The sequence below is a fragment of the Parageobacillus sp. VR-IP genome (genome assembly GCF_013357975.1).
GTDB classification, from domain to species: Bacteria; Bacillota; Bacilli; order Bacillales; family Anoxybacillaceae; genus Saccharococcus; species Saccharococcus caldoxylosilyticus.
Window position 1 is genome coordinate 38,814 of record NZ_JABVYQ010000007.1, and the last position, 17,296, is coordinate 56,109.

A 17,296-nucleotide genomic window follows, 5' to 3' on the forward strand; every position below is an offset into this window, starting at 1 on the left:
ATTTGCTAAACCAGTTAAAAAATAACTGGGGTCAATACACAAAGCAGGACGGCTTCTTCATCAAGCACATTTTCAACAAAATGAGGACAAGTTGAAGGAAAATGCAAACTATCCCCCTGGCGAATTAAATACTCTTGGTTATCCACGTTAAATAATGCAGCTCCTTTTAACACATAATAAAACTCTTCACCAGGATGATTGAAGGTTTGAGTTCGTTTTTGGTTGGGAGCTAAAGTAACAAGCATCGGTTCAAGTACCCTTCCGTTAAATTCACCGCTTAAACGCACATAGGTAAAATCAGATCCCTCAATCTTAAAAGGTTTTTGATGTTCTACTTTTACAAGATAATTATCGTTTGATTCAGTTTCGAAGAACTCCGTGATCTTTACATTTAATGCATCTGCAATCTTTTTTAAAGATGTAATGGCCAAAGAAGAGGTTCCTCTTTCAACTTGGGATAAAAAACTTATGGATAAGTCTGTTTTTTCACTAAGTTCCTTAAGTGTTAAACCATTTCTTAATCGTATGTCCTTTATTTTCTTATGAATTTCATCCATACTAAACTTCCTTTCAATACCATGTCAATTATTTTAGAATTACTGAATTTTATTTAAGTAATACTGTATTTTCTCTTAAATATTAACATATATTTTATAGAATTTAAATAATATTATAAAAAATAGAAATATTATTTTTTCAGCTTATCGACAGTCTGAAGCACCATAAAAGTGTACAAACTTTTATGAGTGCTTTTAATTTGCTATCATCGTCCCCTTATCGCTTATCTAAGCAAAAAAGATTTCCCACCCATCTCCCTCGTTTCACATGAAATACTATCTTATTGGAATAAGCTTGAAATCCTTGATACGACTGGGTTCGAAGTACGCGATCTCTACCCTTGCCAAGCCTCTTCCGTTATGAAAACAACTTCATCAAATCTCCTAACCTAACGTTGTACCTTCCAATCCGATGAAAAAGGATGTCCCGAAACCTTTTTCGAGACATCCTTTTTGTGCCGCTACTAGATAGTGACTCCTTTTGTATGGTCTTCTTTTTTCCCTTGCTTTGTCGGTGCGAGGTGGATTGCCTGCGCGCGGAGTGCTTCTACCGCTTCCAGCAGCGCTTCGTTCCCGCTTGGGTGCGGATAGAACGGAAAGCGGAAGTCCTCTTCGCGCGCGGCCATTTCCAAGCCGAGCACTCCGCTGGAAATCAGCTCCACCGCTCCGGCGCCGATCATGTGTACGCCCAGAAGGACATCGGTAGCGGCGTCGCTGATCACTTTGATGACCCCGTCCTTTTGCCCGAGGATGCTTGCATATCCGTTTCCGGCGAGCGGAAATTCGCCGATGCGGACCGCCCCGTACTGGCGGCGCGCTTCTGTTTCTGTCAGGCCGGCGCTGGCGATTGGCGGAATCGAATGGACGACAGTTGGAAGAAAGGTAAGATCAACTTCCACCGCTTGCCCAGCGATCGCTTCCGCCGCCGCTTTTCCCTGCTTGATCGCTTTGACGGCCAAAAACGGTGCGCTCGTGACATCGCCAATGGCATAAATATGGGAAAGGGACGTTTGCGCCTGGCGGTTGACCTGGATAAACCCGTTTTCATCCGTTTTCATGCCAAGCCGCTCGATGCCTAATCCATTGGTATTTGCTTTTTTCTCGCACGAAACAAATAAATGAGAGCCTTCAAGGGTAGCCGTTTCTCCTTCCGCGGTCCGGATCGTAACCGCAACGCAGTCGAGGGAGGATTCGACACGTTCGATCTGGCATCGTGTATACAATTTGATTTTTCTTTTTTTCCATATGCGCTGTAGTTCTTTCGCAATGGTGCCGTCCAAGCCAAACGTACCGTCATCGCTGATGACCGACACTTGCGAACCAAACGCGTGGAAGCTCATTGCGGCTTCGAGCGCGATATAGTCGTTCCCATATACAAGCAAATGACCGGGCAATGTCTCTAAACTATAGATGGAATCGACGTTTAATATCCGTTCATGGTCAACGGAAATGGACGGCGGCGAAACGTGCGACGCGCCGACGGCGATGATCGCATGCCGGAAACGGTAGACTTCAAAAGCATCGCCCGCTTCAACGCCGATACGGTCTTCCGCCAAAAACAAGGCATGACCGTGGAGGATCTCGATGCGGTTAGCCTTGCAAAGCGCTTCGATGCCTTGGCGGAGCTGGGTGATGATTTTCGCTTTATAGTTTTGCAGCTTGCCAAGTTGGAAGCCAGTATTCTCTAAATCTATTCCGATGTCTTTTAGATGCGGGATGTCTGCCATCTTTTGCGCCGCATGGGCAAATACTTTCGACGGAATGCATCCTTTGTTTAAACAGACGCCTCCAAGTTCCCCTTCTTCTATCAATGTGACCGACAACCCGAGCTGGGCGGCGCGGATCGCCGCGCTATATCCGCCCGGCCCGCCGCCGATAATAACGACATCCCGTTCCTGTGCCAATTCTCCAACGACCATTTACACCAACTCCATAAGCATTCGTTTCGGATTTTCAATGAGTCTTACAAAATAGTTCGTAAACGTGACCGCTGTCGCTCCGTCAGCCACACGGTGGTCAAACGACATCGAGATGTTCATCATCGAACGGATGGCGATCTCGTCGTTTTCCATTACCATCGGCCGTTTTTTCGTTTTATGAAACGCCATCAGTGCCACTTCCGGATAGTTGATGATCGGCGTCGCGCCGATGCTTCCGCCAAGCGGGCCGACGTTGCTGATGGTAAAGGTGCTTCCCGTGATTTCAGAAACGGACAGCTTGTTTTCCTGCGCCCGTTTCGTAAGCTGTTTCGCCTCTTCGTGAATTTCCCGCAGCGATTTTCTTTCTACATGTCTAATCACTGGTACGATTAAGCCGTCTTCGGTGTCAACGGCAATGCCGATATGATGCTCGGCGTATAAGTGAATTTCTTCCCGCTCTTCGTCAAGGCGCGCGTTAAAAATCGGAAACTGCTTTAATGACAGTGACAGCGCTTTAATGAAAAACGCCGTTGCCGAAATGTGGATGTCATGCTGCTTCAGCTCTTCGCGGAAACGAATGAGTTCTGTGACATCGACTTCTTCAAAATGGGTGCAATGCGGAATCGTATATAGCGACTGCGCCATTTTTTTCGCGATTTGTTTGCGGCGTCCGCGGAACGGAAGGACCGATGTGGCGGACGCGGACGAATTTTCTTTTTTCGGCGCCGCTTCAAGAGCCGCTGCACTGCTTGCGCTTTTTGTTTGCTTTGCCTCAATAAAGCGGTATACATCTTCATCCGTAATGCGCCCGCCTGGACCAGTGCCTGCAATTTGTTCCAAATCGACGCCATATTCGCGGGCGATCTTGCGCGTATACGGCGTGGCAAGCACGCGGCGGATATTCTTCGTCAGGACGGAACCGCCTGTTTCCTCGTTGACGCTTGGCAAACGGAAAGATTCCGATGCATTGGAGGAAGAAGCGGGATTGTGCTGAACCGCTGCGCTTGTCTGCAGCGTCAAAATCGTCGTGCCGACCGCTATCGTTTCCCCTTCGCGGACAAGAATGTCTTGCACGATTCCTTCCGCCGGAGCGGGGATTTCCGCCACCATTTTATCTGTTTGGACTTCGACGAGCGGCTGATCGGCCTTGACATAGTCACCTTTTTGCACGAGATACGTTAATACAACCGCTTCCGTCATCCCTTCGCCGATATCGTGAAGCTTTACTTCCATCGTTTCTACCCCTTCCGCTAGAAGTTGACTGTTTTTTCAATCGCGTGCAAGACGCGCGCCGGCGTCGGCAAATAATCGTCTTCATAGGCAAAAAACGGCACCGGGACATCGAATCCGGTGACGCGCGCCACAGGCGCTTTTTGGTACAAAAACGATGTATCGTTAATCAGCGCGACAATATCGCTTGCAAGTCCTCCGGTGGCGTGCGCTTCCTGGACAATCACCGTTCGTCCCGTTTTTTGCACCGACGCGGCGATCATATCTTTATCGAGCGGATAGAGCGTACGCAAGTCGATCACATCGGCGTGAATCCCTTTTTTCGCGGCGCTTTCCGCCGCTTTCATCGCCACCGGCACCATCGCTCCCCAGGCGATCACGGTCACGTCATCGCCTTCGCGCAATTTTTTCGCTTTGCCGATTTCCACCGTATATTTTCCTTCCGGCACTTCTTCGCGAAACGCGCGGTAGCTGCGCATCGGCTCCAAAAACAGCACCGGGTCCGGATCTTCAATCGCGGCAATCAGCAGTCCTTTCGCGTCATATGGCGAGGCCGGGCAGACGACTTTCATGCCGGGCATATGGGTAAACAATGCCTCCGTGCTGTCGGAATGGATTTCCGGAGCGCGCACCCCCGCGCCGTACGGGGCACGGATCACCATCGGGACGGTGAAATGCCCCATCGTCCGCGCCCGCATCCGCGCCGCATGGGTCATAATTTGTTCGTACGCCGGATAAATAAATCCTAAAAATTGAATCTCGACGACCGGACGAAAGCCGTTTAACGCCATCCCGATCGCCGCACCGGTAAACCCTGCTTCGCTAAGCGGCGTATCGATGACCCGGTCCTCGCCAAACTCCGCCTGCAAGCCTTCGGTCGCGCGGAACACCCCGCCGTTTTTCCCGATATCCTCGCCAAGCAAAATGACGTCGTCGCATTCTTTTAACATCGTGCGCAACGCGTCGTTTACCGCCTGCACGAGCGTCAACGTTTTTGTGTTCACCGCTGTTGTCACCCTTCCATCCCCCGTTTCCACTCCATATACGCTTGTTTTTGCTCGGCAATCGTCCACGTCGGCTCAGCAAACACATAATCAAACATATCTTCCGGATTGGCGCTCGGATAGCGTTCCATTTCCGCCACCGCCTGCTCCACTTCCGCATTTACTCCCTCTTGTATATCGATGGCCCAGTTTTCATCCCAAAAGCCTTCCTGCTGCATAAAACGCTCAAGCCGCATGATCGGATCGGTCGTTTCCCGTCTCCGTTTGCTTTCTTCTTGATCGCGGTACTTCGATGGATCATCGGAAGTCGTATGGGCGCCGTAGCGCCAGGTAACCGCTTCAATCAACGTCGGCCCTTCCCCGTTTCGCGCCCGCTCTAACGCTTGTTTGGTGTGAAAATAGACGGCGAAAATATCGTTTCCGTCGATGCGAATGCCAGGGATGTCATAGGCGAGCGCTTTTTGCGCGATCGTTTTTGATTTCATTTGCCGGGTAATCGGTACGGAAATCGCATACTGATTGTTTTGATTAAAAAAGACGACCGGGACATTGAAAACGCTTGCAAAATTCAACCCTTCATGAAAATCGCCTTCCGATGTCGCGCCGTCTCCAAAATAAACGATCACCGCGTTTTTTGTTCCTTTCCGTTTTTCCGCGTATGCCGCTCCGGCAGCTTGCGGCAGCTGTGTGGCGATCGGAACGTACGGCGGCACGATTTTTTTCCCTTGCGGCGGGATGCATCCTTCCGTTCGCCCTTTCCAATACAAAAGCGTCTGTGTCAATGTGCGGCCAAACGTCATCATCGCCCCATGGTCGCGATACGTCGGAAACATCCAATCGCCGTCCTCTAAAGCGAGGGCGCTGCCGACTTGGCACGCCTCCTGCCCTTCAAACGGAACGTACGTGCCGATCCGCCCTTGCCGCTGCAAGCTGACACATTTGCGGTCAAACGTTCTTGTCCGGACGAGATGGCGGTACATCGCCATTACGAGTTCTTCCGTTATTTGCTCCCGATACTCGGGCTCTACGATCCGTCCTTGTTCATCCATGATTTGCCTGATTGAGAATTGCCGTTCCATCGAATCCCCCTCCTTGTTGTTAGCGGCGAATATCCCACTTCGGCCGCTTATGATGGGTAAAAAAGTTATTGCGGCGGCTTCGTTGCCGCAGCCGTTCCTCGCAAAAACGGTTGGCCGCTTCGACCGTGGTGATTTGCTCGGCTTCGGCCTGGGTGTAAATATGAAGAAGCGTCGAATAAATCGTTTTCGTTTTCTCAAGCACTCTCTCTTTATTCGGTCCGTAAAGCTCGTCAGCCACTTGAATCAGCCCGCCGGCATTCACAATATAATCGGGTGCGTATACGATTCCTCTTTCCTTTAAAAGCTGCCCATGGCGCACGTCGAGAAGCTGGTTGTTCGCCGAGCCGACGATCGCCTTTACTTTGAATAAATGGATCGTGTCATCGTTCACGACATTGCCAAAAGCACATGGAACAAACACATCGGCATCGGTGCTGTAAATTTCTGACCCTTTTACTGCTTTTACGCTCGCGCCGAGTTTTTTGCCATACGCCGCCACTTCTTCGACCGCTGCTTCGTTAATGTCGCAAACGTATAAATCCGCTCCTTCTTCCAACAGCTGCAAGGCGACTTTCTTGCCTACTTTGCCTAATCCTTGAATGGCGTATGTTTTTCCGTACAGAGCATCACTGCCCCAAATGACTTTGTTCGTTGCTTGAATGCCGTAAATGACGCCTAAGGCCGTTGGCACCGAGGAATCGCCGCTGCCGCCGTATGCTTCGGGAACGCCGACGATGCAATTCGTTTCTTTCAATGCGTGAACGAAATCGTCCGGCGCCGTTCCCATATCGGTTCCCGTATAGAAGCGGCCGTTTAACGATTCGACAAACTGGCCGAAGGCGCGAAACAATTCCGGCGTTTTGTCTTTGCGGGGATCGCCGATAATGACCGCTTTGCCCCCGCCAAAATCGACATCGGCCGCCAAACATTTATACGTCATTCCTTTCGATAAACGAAGCACGTCGAACAAAGCGTCCTCGACCGTCGCGTACGGATACATGCGGCATCCGCCAAGCGCCGGGCCGAGCGTCGTATTATGAATAGCAATAATCGCTTTTAATCCTGTTTGCTCATCATTGCAAAACACTACTTGCTCATGCTCACGCATTTGCGTAAATATATCCACCTGGCTCGTTTGCCTAATGACGGTGCTCATATCATTTCTCCTCCCTAAACCGTTTTGTTGCCAGCGGCGGGGAAAAGGACTTTTTCCCTGATGACGGCGGGCAAAGCCCAAAAGCCGAACACGGAAAATCGAAAGAGATAATCATTTTTATTCCTATAAACTATATATACGTTTAAAAAACGTTATATATTTAATTCGTTTTACTTTTTAAAAAAGAGATAAGCTTCTGGATCACTTATCTTGCTTTCTATGTTTAGCTTAATACCGCGCGGTCGCTTGCGAGCTGCGTGCCGCGGATGCGCTGGAATTCTGCCAGCAGCTTCTCGACGGTCAATCCTTTCTTTTCGTTTTCGTCGACTTCAAGAATGATTTGTCCTTTATCCATCATAATGAGACGGTTTCCTAAATCGATCGCCTGCTGCATATTATGGGTGACCATCAATGTCGTCAAGCCGTGCTTCTTGACAATTTCTTTCGTTAAATTCGTAATCAGCTCCGCCCGCGCCGGGTCGAGCGCGGCAGTATGCTCATCTAAAAGCAAAATCGCTGGTTCGGTAAACGTCGCCATGAGCAATGACAGCGCCTGCCGCTCCCCGCCGGAAAGCAGTCCGACTTTCGCCTGCAGGCGATTTTCCAACCCAAGGTGAAGCGTCGATAATATTTCTCGGAAATAATCGCGCCGTTTTTTCGTCACCCCGCGGCTTAGAGTGCGCTTTCGGCTGCGGGCGTACGCCATCGCCAAATTTTCTTCAATCGTCATGCTTGGCGCCGTGCCGGCCATCGGGTCTTGAAAGACGCGTCCGATATAGCGGGAGCGAACGTATTCCGGCATGGACGTGACGTCTTGGCCATCGATGTAAATCGTCCCTTCATCGGGAAACAGCACACCGGAAATCAAGTTCATAAGCGTCGACTTGCCGGCGCCGTTGCTGCCGATAATCGTGACAAAATCTCCCTTTTTCAGCGTCAAATTCACATGCTGCAGGGCGATTTTTTCATCGGGCGTTCCTTCGTTAAATACCTTATAAATCCGATTTAACCGTAACATCGCTCTCCCCCTTTCCGCCTGCCGAAACGGCGACAAGCTGCGCCCGCTCCTGCCGCCGCTGTTCTTTCCGCTTTTTCTCCTGGCGCTGGCGGACGATTTGCGGCGCAACGAGCGCGATGATCACGATGCAGGCGGTAATCAATTTGACATCACCGGTTTCTAAAAACTGCGCCTGCAGCGCCAGGCTGACGACAATGCGGTAAATAATCGAGCCGCCGATTACCGCAAGCGTTGTTCTGGCAATCGTTTTGGTGCCAAACACCGCCTCGCCGATAATGACGGAAGCAAGCCCGATGATAATCATGCCAATTCCCATGCCGACATCGGCAAACGAACCGTATTGGGCGATCAGCGCCCCGGAAAAGGCGACCATCGCGTTAGAAAGGCCGAGGCCGATGATAATTAATAAATTCGTATTGGCCGACAAACTGCGAATCATGCGCGGATTGTCGCCGGTAGCACGGATCGCAAGCCCGATCTCCGTCTGCAAAAACCAATCCGTAAACCATTTGAATAGCAGCGTAAGCAGCGTCATCGAGAGGAAAACCCCCCACGTTTTCGCCGCGGCAGGATCGAGCCCCGCCTTCATCCCCCATTCCTGAATGGTCGTAAAAATTGTTTTTTGATTGAGAAGCGGAACATTGGAGCGTCCCATGATGCGGAGATTGATCGAATATAAGGCGATCATCATTAAAATTCCCGACAAAAGCGCGTTAATTTTTCCCGCCGTATGAAGCAGCCCGGTAATGCATCCAGCAAGAAAGCCGACAACAAGGGCCAGGGCTGTCGCCGCAAACGGATTGACGCCGCTGACAATGAGCGTTGCCGCTACGGCCGCTCCGGTAACGAAGCTGCCGTCCACGGTTAAATCCGGAAAATCTAAAATACGAAAAGACAAATACACGCCCAGCGCCATAATCGCATAAATAATTCCCGCTTCCACCGCACCGATCATCGACATGAACAACGGTCTTCATCCTTTCTCCGTTTATTCGATATACTCCGCCATCTTATCCCACTCTGGTTTCAGCTTGACTCCTTGCTTTTCTGCCGCTGTTTTGTTAATGACGAGTTTCAGTTTATCCGGATATTCCGGCTTTAGTTCCGACGGCTTTTTCTCGCCCTTTAAAATCGCTGCCGCCATTTTTCCCGCCTGATAGCCGATGTCATAGTAGTCAAATCCATATGCCGCAAAGCATCCGCGCTTTAACGAATCCAGTTCGCCAGCCAAAACAGGGATTTTGTGTTCATTTGCCACACTGACGACCGATTCGATCGCCGATACGACCGTGTTGTCGGTCACGATATAAAACACATCCGCTTTCCCGGCCAGCGACTCCGCCGCCTGTTTCACTTCCGCCGTCGTCGACACGGACGCTTCAACAAACTTCAAGTCGGTATTTTTCGCTGCTTCTTTCACTTTCTTAATTTGTGCCACCGAGTTTTGCTCCCCGGCGTTATAAATCAAGCCGACTGTTTTTGCATCCATTTGTTCGTCAATAAACTGAATGGTTTTGCGAATCGCATCCGGGTGGCTGTCCGTTGTTCCGGTAATGTTTTCTCCCGCCTGATCCATGGACGGGACTAAGCCGGCGCCGACCGGGTCGGTAACAGATGTAAACACAATCGGTATGTCTTTCGTCGCATTTAAGGCGCTTTGCGCGCTAGGAGTCGAATTGGCGAAAATGAGGTCCACGCCTTCCGCTGCAAAATTATTGGCGATCGTCTGATTATTGCTTTGGTCGCCTTGCGCATTTTGCACGTCGTATTTGACGTTTTTCCCCTCTTTGAATCCATTGTCCTCTAATGCCTTTTTAAAGCCGCTAAAAGCGGCATCCAGCGACGGATGCTCAATAATTTGCGTGACACCGACCGTTACTGTCTTGCCTTCCTTCCCATCTCCTTTGCCGCCGGTCGCTTCCTCCTTTCCGCATCCTGTAAGCGCTAACATACCTGCGAGCACAGGTACAGCGAGGCGTTTCACTGCTTTTTTCATCCTTAATCCCCCTCGTTTTCTTCAAAATTGGTTTGGCAAACATTTTGGAAGCGATTACATTTTTTATTATAAAAAACATTAATAACGTTAAAATAACGTTATACTAAATAAATATTATCAATAGCCGGCGAATAAAGTCAATAATTTTCAAAAAAATAATAATCGTAAAAAAATGAAGGGCGTCTTATCGCAGACACCCTCTCGATATCATTCTCCTAAAATAACGCGAAGCTTTCCAAGCTGCTGCTTCGCTTCCGCCATCATTTGCTCGAACAGTTCCGCCACTGTCGGCACATCGTCGATCAAGCCAGCAATTTGCCCGGCGTTGACAAACCCTTCGTGGAAGTCGCCATGAAGCGCCCCGCGGCGATGGCGGTCTTCCGACGTATATTCTTGAAACTGTTCCGGCGGCATTCCTTGTTTTTCATATTCGAGTAATTTCTCGGCGTACGGCGTGCGCATGATACGCCGCACACGCCCGACCGTGCGGCCGACAATCACCGTTTCGTTATCTTTGGCATTCGTAATCAGCTGTTTGTACGCTTCATGAAATGGAGCGTCCTTCGTTGCAATCAAACGCGTTCCTAACTGCACCCCTTGCGCGCCGAGAGCGAGGGCGGCGAGCAGTCCTCTTCCGTCGCCAATTCCGCCGGCGGCGACGACGGGAATGTTCACCGCGCTGGCGATTTGCGGAATCAATGTCATGGTCGTCAGTTCCAACGAAGAGTTGATGCCCGCTGCTTCATACCCTTCGGCAACGACGATGTCCGCTCCTGCCGCTTCCGCTTTTTTCGCCTGTTTGACCGATGCGGTGACAACAATGACTTTTATCCCCTGCGCGGCAAAGCGGGGGATCCATGGTGCCGGATTTCCCGCCGATAGCGAGACAACCGGAACGCGATGTTTCAATACGAGCGACACCATTTCTTCCAAATATGGCGTGACTTGAAGCGGAATGTTGACAGCAAACGGGCGGTTGGTGCGCCGCTTCGTTTCAACAATGATTTCTTCCACTTCGTCAGGCGGCATTGTGCCAACACCGACCGTCCCCAGCCCGCCTGCCTCCGACACGGCGCTGGCCAGTTTTGCGTTGCTGATGTTTCCCATTCCCCCTTGAATGATCGGATAACGAATTTGTAAAAGCCGACAAATATCATTCATAAAATTCCCACCCCGTTAAAATTGTGTTATACTTATCATAACCTTATCATACTTTGAGGAGGATGGGAATGCTTTATCCATACAAAGGCAAAACGCCAACCGTAGATGAAACCGTATTTATCGCCCCAGGGGCGCATATTATTGGGGACGTCACGATTGGCAAAGAATCAACGATTTGGTTTAACGCGGTCTTGCGGGGGGACGAAGCGCCGATTATCATTGGCGCGCGCTGCAGCATTCAGGACAACTCGACCTGCCATTTATACGAAGGGTCGCCGCTTGTTGTCGAAGATGAAGTGACGGTGGGACATAATGTGATTTTGCACGGCTGCACGATTCGCAAACGGTCGATTATCGGTATGGGATCGACGATTTTAGACGGGGCGGAAATCGGCGAGGAATGCATCATTGGCGCCAACACGCTTATTCCTTCCGGCAAAAAAATCCCGCCGCGCTCTCTAGTCGTTGGGTCACCGGGCAAAGTCGTGCGCGAAATTACGGAAAAAGACTTGGCTTTGATTCAACTATCGATTGACACGTATGTGCAAAAAGGAAAAGAGTACCGTCAATTGCTAGCCAACCAGCACAAATGAAAGGAAAGCAAACGCGCTGCTTTTACGAGGCAGCGCGTTTCTGCTTTTCCGCAAAAAAGCATCAATCCACAATAAAAGGATGGTCGTACACGTCGTACTCCTCATCTTTTTTCTTTAGTTCATTTCCTTCCATAAATACCGATTCGAAGAAGCGGCTCGCCGGCACCGCCAATTCCTTGTAATAGTCGCTGAACAGCGCCGCTGCATGGCTGCCCATCCATTCGTTCGGCAGCAGCTCCTCCGGCAGGCCCGGGTCGATAAAAAGAAACTTGCGGTACTCATGCACGAGCTTCGTCCGCTCGACAAAACATTCAGCATCGGACATTTCCCCGCGCTGGATTTTATGTTTGTCGATAATGTATTTTTGGCTGTAGACGGAAATAAACTCCTCATATTTTTGATTGATTTCTTCTAAATTCCAACATTTCTCGACTAACAGTTTGTTCGTATGCGGCCCGTCATATTGGGCAATAAAAAAGTCGACGTACGGTTCAATCTCATATTTATCGATCAGATCGTACACTTGTTTTTCTAAGTTGTTCGGCGAAATCCAGCAGCTGTTTGAGATCGTGCCAAATCCGCTCCACACGAGCTCTTTTCGCAATTCATCGCGAACGTTCCGCTTTTCTTCTGGAATTGTATACACCAAAATGCGCCACTTTCCGTCCCATTTTTCGGGGCGGATTTTATAAATACGTTTTGCCGCTTCTTCCATTCGCTTCACTCCACGTTCGGTGAGCGAATAGTAGCTTTTATTGCCGCGTTTTTCCGCTTTGACCCATCCTTGTTTGCTCATGCGCGAAATCGCCGCGCGCACCGCTTGGTCGTTATGTCCAAACTCTTTCAGCAGCCGGATTAAACTGCCGATCCAAATTTCATTGCCGTAATGGCGGATGTAATCGCCATAAATCGTAAAAATCATCGATCGCGTATTCATGCTCATTGTGGACACCCTTTATCTTGTTTTCAAGACATAATCGTAGCAAATTTTTATAACGTTGGCAAGACGAACGAAAAAATAACGTTAAATTGTTATTTTGGATAAAAAAAGGGAGGCTCGGCGATGAGTCACTCCCCTGTAAATTGTGGTTTGCGCTTTTCACTAAATGCAGCTAACGCTTCTAAACGATCTTTCGTCGGAATCGTTAATTCGTACGCTTTCGCTTCAATGGCAAGGCCTGTCTGCAAATCGACATTCATGCCTTGTTGAATTGCGTACTTCGCTTGCTGCAAAGCAATCGGACCATTTTGCATCATCTCGTGTGCCAACGCTTCACAGCTTGGCATTAAATTTTCTTTTTCTACTACTTTTGTTAACAGACCGTATTCATAAGCTTGTTCGGCGGTAATTTTACGGGCTGTTAAAATTAACTCTTTCGCCCTCGCTTCGCCAATTAACCTAGGAAGCCGTTGCGTTCCGCCAGCTCCCGGGATGATCGCCCAGCTCACTTCCGTTAAACCCATGACCGCTCCTTTCACCGCGATTCTGAAATCACAGGCAAGCATTAGTTCAAATCCGCCACCAAGAGCATAGCCATTTACCGCGGCAATCGTCGGCTGCGGCAAGTTGGCCACCGCATCGAAAACATCGCGAATTTTTTTCACGTTGCGACGCACTTCCATTTCGTTTAGCATCTTTCGTTCTTTTAAATCCGCCCCAGCGCTGAACGCTTTGTCTCCCGCGCCAGTAAAAATCACAACGCGAATGTCGCGGTCAAGATGAATGCGCTCAACCGCTTCTCCAAGCTGGCATAGCGTGGCGTAATCGAAACAGTTCATCACTTCCGGGCGGTGCAATGTCACGTAGCCGATATGGTTTTTCTTTTCCAGCAATACGTTGGCCATTGTCATTTTCATATCGTTCCCCTCTTTATTCCTCCGTATTTTCCACGATCGTGGCAATTCCTTGTCCGACGCCGATGCACATCGTCGCCAGCCCATATTTCACGTCTCGTTTTTTCATTTCATAAATAAGCGTCGTCAAAATGCGGGCGCCGCTGGCACCAAGCGGATGTCCAAGGGCGATCGCGCCGCCGTTGACATTGACTTTCGCGCGGTCTAATTCCAGCTGGCGGATGCATTCGATCGATTGCGAGGCAAACGCTTCGTTCAATTCGACAAGGCCAATGTCATCGATTGTCAGTCCGGCGCGGCGAAGCGCTTTTCTTGTCGCGAAAACCGGGCCAATTCCCATCACGGCCGGCTCTACGCCCGCCACGGCGGACGTGACGTATTTGACGAGTGGTTTCAGCCCGAGCTCTTTTGCTTTTTCCGCGCTCACTAGTAGCAGCGCCGCTGCCCCGTCGTTGACGCCGGAAGCATTTCCCGCTGTCACCGTGCCGTTTTCAAACAGCGGCGGCAGTTTGGCCAGCTTTTCAAGTGTCGTATCCGGACGTGGATGTTCATCTTTGTCGACGACGACGCGATTGCCTTTTCGGTCATAGTAGACGACCGGCACTAATTCATCGGCAAAGCGGTTCGTTTCGATGGCCTTTTTCGCTTTCATTTGGCTTTCATAAGCAAATTCATCCTGCTCCTTCCGAGTGATGCCGAACCGTTTCGCGACATTTTCCGCCGTCTGCGGCATGCTGTCAGTTCCATACATTTCCTCCATTTTTGGATTGATAAAGCGCCATCCGATCGTCGTATCAAACATTTCGATATTACCGCGCGGAAAATCGGAGCTTGGCTTTGCCATGACAAACGGCGCTCGCGTCATGCTTTCCGTTCCGCCGGCGATCATGATTTCCGCCTCTCCTGTCATAATCGCGCGCGCCGCATAATTGACAGCATCGAGCCCGGAACCGCATAAGCGGTTTACCGTCGTTCCCGCCACTTCGATCGGCAAGCCAGCCAACAGCGCCGCCATGCGCGCGACGTTGCGATTATCTTCTCCAGCCTGATTGGCGTTGCCAAACACCACATCTTCAATTTGTTCGACCGGAAGACTCGGATTGCGCTCCACGAGCGCGCGGATGACCGTTGCCGCCAAATCATCGGGACGGACGTCTTTGAGCGCTCCTTTATATCTCCCTATTGGCGTGCGCACCGCATCGACAATCACGACTTCTCTCAACATGATTCATCCCCCTTGTTTCCCTGCTTTGTGTAATCATATACCCCTTTTCCTGTTTTGCGGCCAAGCCGTCCCGCTTTCACGTATTGCTCGAGGAGCGGAGCCGGGCGGTATTTTTCTCCCAATTTTTCATGCAAATATTTTAAGTTGTTCAGCCTTGTATCCAGCCCGACCAAATCGGCGAGCTCAAACGGACCCATCGGAAAGTTAAGGCCGAGTTTAATCGCTTTGTCAATCTGTTCCGGCGTTCCGACTCCTTCTTGAAGCATGTAAAACGCTTCATTGCCGATTAACGCGCTGATGCGGCTTGTCACAAAGCCCGGAAACTCGTTCACGACGACTGTTTCTTTGCCCATTTTTTCCGCGACGTGCTGAATAACGTTGACTGTATCATCGCTTGTTTCTAAACCGCGGATGATTTCGACGAGCTTCATTTTGTGGACCGGATTAAAAAAGTGCATCGCAATCACTTTTTCCGGCCGCTTCGTAAATGAGCCGATTTCCGTTGGGCTCATCGTCGATGTATTCGTCGCAAAATAGCAAGACGCCGGCGCATGCTTGTCGATCGTCTCAAACACTTGTTTTTTCACCTCTAATTTTTCCGGGACGGCTTCAATCACTAAGTCCGCTTCCCGCACCGCCTCGGCTAAATCCAAGAAGTAACGCAGGCGCGCTTCCGCTTCCTGCCGCTCGGCTTCTGTCAATTTGCCGCGGGAGACGGCTTGTACAAAAATCGCGGCTATTTCTTGTTTCGCGCTTTCTAGCTGTTCTTCCTTCACATCGACAAGAATCGTTTCAAAACCTCCTACCGCACTGACATAGGCAATTCCTCTCCCCATGACACCAGATCCAACAACAACAATGCGATGAATCATAAAAATCCCTCCTTAATCGTTATGTATGTTGGACAATGGAAAATAAGCACTCCACCCTGCCGGATAGAGTGCTATGCTGCCATATTTTTTTGTTTACACGCCAAACGGATTGAGCGGACGGCTTCCGTAATAAGAAAGAATGCTTTTCGTTTCCGTATATAAATCGAGTGTTTCGATGCAAAGCTCGCGCCCGAATCCGGACTGTTTATATCCGCCAAACGGCGTGCCTGGGAACGCGGAGAACGGGCTGTTGATCATGACAATGCCGGCTTGAATTTGTTTCGCCACGCGAATCGCGCGTGCATGATCTTTCGTCCAGATGGCCGATCCCAAACCATATTCACTGTCATTAGCCAATTTAATGACTTCTTTTTCATCGTTAAATTTCATCACAACGACAACCGGGCCGAAAATTTCCTCTCTGACCGCCTTCATTTCATGGTTGACATTCGTAATAATCGTCGGCTCGTACCAGAATCCGTTTTCAAATCCTTCCACTTTCGCTTCTTTCCCGCCAGTGACAATCGTAGCTCCCTCTTCGATAGCAGATTTAACATAGCTGTCAATAACTTCTAGTTGTTCGCGGCTAATAATGGCACCGACATGCGTATCTTGATCAAACGGGTTGCCGAGCTTTAATTTTTTCGTTTTTTCTACAAACTTTTCCATGAATTGATCGTAAATGCTCTCATGTACGTACAAACGGGAGCGCGCTTCACAAGATTGTCCGGTATTATAGAAAATTCCGAATAATGAGCCGTTAACAGCTGCATCAATGTCTGCATCCTCGAAGATGATGTTCGGCGATTTGCCGCCAAGTTCCAAGGTGACTCGTTTTAATGTTTTCGACGCTTTTTCCATAATATCCTTCCCGACCGGCGTCGAACCGGTAAATGCGACTTTGTCGACAAGCGGATGTTCCACTAAATAATTGCCGACTTCCGAGCCAGACCCGGTAACCACGTTGACGACACCTTCCGGAACGCCGGCTTCGTGGCAAATTTCCGCCAGCACAATACAAGTGAGCGGCGTCAGCGAAGCTGGTTTAACGACAACGGAGCAGCCTGCCGCAATCGCCGGCGCGATTTTCCACGCCGCCATCATAAGCGGATAGTTCCACGGGATAATTTGCGCACATACCCCGACCGGCTCTTTTTCCGTAAAGTTATGGAACGAACCCGGCATGTTGTTGACCGTACCGCGATGGCCGACAATGGCGCTGGCGTAAAATTCAAAGTCTTCAATTGCCTGCATCACTTGCCCCTGTGCGGCGGAAAGTGCTTTTCCTGTATCTAAAATCTCTAATTCTACCAGCTCGTTAAAACGAGAACGCATAATCGAAGCAATTTTGTTTAAAATACGCGCCCGTTTGTTGACAGGAAAATGGCGCCATTTGCCATGATCAAACGCTTGGCGCGCTGCTTGGATCGCGCGTTCCGCGTCTTCTTTCGTCCCTTTCGCTACCTTTGCGACCGGCTCGCCTGTCGCTGGGTTGTAGGTGATGAACGTTTCGCCCGAAGCGCTTTCAACTCGTTCCCCGTTAATAATAAGATGATACATATCCCGTTTCGTTGCGAGTGTTTCCATTTTTGTTTCTTTTACGGTTGCCATTTTCCTTCCACTCCTTCTTTC

The 17,296-nt window shown here is 49.8% G+C and carries 16 protein-coding genes; 1 reads left to right on the forward strand and 15 read right to left on the reverse strand.

All coding sequences use genetic code 11. From position 1 onward, the window contains the following. Positions 1-14: 14 nt before the first annotated feature. The 10 genes from HT574_RS16055 to HT574_RS16100 form a co-directional block, all read right to left on the reverse strand. Positions 15-557 carry a helix-turn-helix domain-containing protein gene (locus HT574_RS16055; protein ID WP_175245381.1) on the reverse strand — a complete coding sequence of 181 codons (543 nt, stop codon included), beginning with the start codon at positions 555-557 and terminating at the stop codon, positions 15-17. 464 nt (positions 558-1,021) lie between these two features. Further along, on the reverse strand, positions 1,022-2,476 hold the full coding sequence (gene lpdA / locus HT574_RS16060) for a dihydrolipoyl dehydrogenase (RefSeq protein ID WP_175245382.1): 1,455 nt from the start codon (positions 2,474-2,476) through the stop codon (positions 1,022-1,024). Then, on the reverse strand, positions 2,477-3,709 hold the full coding sequence (locus tag HT574_RS16065) for a dihydrolipoamide acetyltransferase family protein (protein WP_175245383.1): 1,233 nt from the start codon (positions 3,707-3,709) through the stop codon (positions 2,477-2,479). A 17-nt stretch (positions 3,710-3,726) separates the two neighbouring features. After that, on the reverse strand, positions 3,727-4,722 hold the full coding sequence (locus HT574_RS16070) for an alpha-ketoacid dehydrogenase subunit beta (RefSeq protein ID WP_175245384.1): 996 nt from the start codon (positions 4,720-4,722) through the stop codon (positions 3,727-3,729). Next, entirely contained in the window at positions 4,719-5,789 is a 1,071-nt protein-coding gene (pdhA, locus tag HT574_RS16075) for a pyruvate dehydrogenase (acetyl-transferring) E1 component subunit alpha (RefSeq protein WP_175245385.1), read from the reverse strand. The genes HT574_RS16070 and pdhA overlap by 4 nt, the downstream gene beginning before the upstream one ends. Before the next feature lie 19 nt (positions 5,790-5,808). Next, complete coding sequence (locus HT574_RS16080) at positions 5,809-6,945, reverse strand: Leu/Phe/Val dehydrogenase (protein WP_175245386.1); 1,137 nt, start codon at positions 6,943-6,945, stop codon at positions 5,809-5,811. A gap of 223 nt (positions 6,946-7,168) precedes the next feature. Next, positions 7,169-7,963 (reverse strand): ABC transporter ATP-binding protein, encoded by a 795-nt coding sequence (locus HT574_RS16085; RefSeq protein WP_061579422.1) that lies wholly within the window; start codon positions 7,961-7,963, stop codon positions 7,169-7,171. Next, the gene (locus tag HT574_RS16090; protein WP_033313828.1) at positions 7,938-8,924 is read right to left on the reverse strand and encodes an ABC transporter permease; all 987 of its coding nucleotides are present in this window, start codon (positions 8,922-8,924) and stop codon (positions 7,938-7,940) included. The genes HT574_RS16085 and HT574_RS16090 overlap by 26 nt, the downstream gene beginning before the upstream one ends. Positions 8,925-8,951: 27 nt before the next feature. Continuing rightward, the gene (locus HT574_RS16095) at positions 8,952-9,959 is read right to left on the reverse strand and encodes an ABC transporter substrate-binding protein (protein WP_175245387.1); all 1,008 of its coding nucleotides are present in this window, start codon (positions 9,957-9,959) and stop codon (positions 8,952-8,954) included. A 207-nt stretch (positions 9,960-10,166) separates the two neighbouring features. Next, entirely contained in the window at positions 10,167-11,120 is a 954-nt protein-coding gene (locus HT574_RS16100) for an NAD(P)H-dependent flavin oxidoreductase (RefSeq protein WP_175245388.1), read from the reverse strand. 68 nt (positions 11,121-11,188) lie between these two features. Between HT574_RS16100 and HT574_RS16105 the strand changes: the two genes are divergently transcribed. Continuing rightward, a complete protein-coding gene (locus HT574_RS16105) occupies positions 11,189-11,713 on the forward strand; it encodes a gamma carbonic anhydrase family protein (protein WP_175245389.1) in 525 nt (174 codons plus the stop codon). A 61-nt stretch (positions 11,714-11,774) separates the two neighbouring features. On the opposite strand, the gene paaX is transcribed toward HT574_RS16105, so the two are convergent. The 5 genes from paaX to HT574_RS16130 form a co-directional block, all read right to left on the reverse strand. Further along, complete coding sequence (paaX, locus tag HT574_RS16110; RefSeq protein ID WP_175245447.1) at positions 11,775-12,650, reverse strand: phenylacetic acid degradation operon negative regulatory protein PaaX; 876 nt, start codon at positions 12,648-12,650, stop codon at positions 11,775-11,777. A gap of 131 nt (positions 12,651-12,781) precedes the next feature. Continuing rightward, on the reverse strand, positions 12,782-13,570 hold the full coding sequence (locus HT574_RS16115) for an enoyl-CoA hydratase-related protein (RefSeq protein ID WP_017435989.1): 789 nt from the start codon (positions 13,568-13,570) through the stop codon (positions 12,782-12,784). A 13-nt stretch (positions 13,571-13,583) separates the two neighbouring features. Further along, complete coding sequence (gene pcaF / locus HT574_RS16120; RefSeq protein WP_175245390.1) at positions 13,584-14,792, reverse strand: 3-oxoadipyl-CoA thiolase; 1,209 nt, start codon at positions 14,790-14,792, stop codon at positions 13,584-13,586. After that, the gene (locus HT574_RS16125; protein WP_042409881.1) at positions 14,786-15,664 is read right to left on the reverse strand and encodes a 3-hydroxyacyl-CoA dehydrogenase; all 879 of its coding nucleotides are present in this window, start codon (positions 15,662-15,664) and stop codon (positions 14,786-14,788) included. Before HT574_RS16125 ends, pcaF begins: the two co-directional genes overlap by 7 nt. 93 nt (positions 15,665-15,757) lie before the next feature. Continuing rightward, positions 15,758-17,275, reverse strand: a complete 1,518-nt coding sequence (locus tag HT574_RS16130) for an aldehyde dehydrogenase family protein (RefSeq protein ID WP_042409883.1) — start codon at positions 17,273-17,275, stop codon at positions 15,758-15,760. Positions 17,276-17,296 lie beyond the last annotated feature (21 nt).

Excerpts from the sequence above, each read along its gene's own strand:
- HT574_RS16055 (WP_175245381.1), bottom strand. The coding sequence starts at position 557 with ATGGATGAAATTCATAAGAAAATAAAGGACATACGATTAAGAAATGGT.
- lpdA (WP_175245382.1), bottom strand. The coding sequence starts at position 2,476 with ATGGTCGTTGGAGAATTGGCACAGGAACGGGATGTCGTTATTATCGGC.
- HT574_RS16065 (WP_175245383.1), bottom strand. The coding sequence starts at position 3,709 with ATGGAAGTAAAGCTTCACGATATCGGCGAAGGGATGACGGAAGCGGTT.
- pdhA (WP_175245385.1), bottom strand. The coding sequence starts at position 5,789 with ATGGAACGGCAATTCTCAATCAGGCAAATCATGGATGAACAAGGACGG.
- HT574_RS16080 (WP_175245386.1), bottom strand. The coding sequence starts at position 6,945 with ATGAGCACCGTCATTAGGCAAACGAGCCAGGTGGATATATTTACGCAA.
- HT574_RS16085 (WP_061579422.1), bottom strand. The coding sequence starts at position 7,963 with ATGTTACGGTTAAATCGGATTTATAAGGTATTTAACGAAGGAACGCCC.
- HT574_RS16090 (WP_033313828.1), bottom strand. The coding sequence starts at position 8,924 with ATGTCGATGATCGGTGCGGTGGAAGCGGGAATTATTTATGCGATTATG.
- HT574_RS16095 (WP_175245387.1), bottom strand. The coding sequence starts at position 9,959 with ATGAAAAAAGCAGTGAAACGCCTCGCTGTACCTGTGCTCGCAGGTATG.
- HT574_RS16100 (WP_175245388.1), bottom strand. The coding sequence starts at position 11,120 with ATGAATGATATTTGTCGGCTTTTACAAATTCGTTATCCGATCATTCAA.
- HT574_RS16105 (WP_175245389.1), top strand. The coding sequence starts at position 11,189 with ATGCTTTATCCATACAAAGGCAAAACGCCAACCGTAGATGAAACCGTA.
- paaX (WP_175245447.1), bottom strand. The coding sequence starts at position 12,650 with ATGAATACGCGATCGATGATTTTTACGATTTATGGCGATTACATCCGC.
- HT574_RS16115 (WP_017435989.1), bottom strand. The coding sequence starts at position 13,570 with ATGAAAATGACAATGGCCAACGTATTGCTGGAAAAGAAAAACCATATC.
- pcaF (WP_175245390.1), bottom strand. The coding sequence starts at position 14,792 with ATGTTGAGAGAAGTCGTGATTGTCGATGCGGTGCGCACGCCAATAGGG.
- HT574_RS16125 (WP_042409881.1), bottom strand. The coding sequence starts at position 15,664 with ATGATTCATCGCATTGTTGTTGTTGGATCTGGTGTCATGGGGAGAGGA.
- HT574_RS16130 (WP_042409883.1), bottom strand. The coding sequence starts at position 17,275 with ATGGCAACCGTAAAAGAAACAAAAATGGAAACACTCGCAACGAAACGG.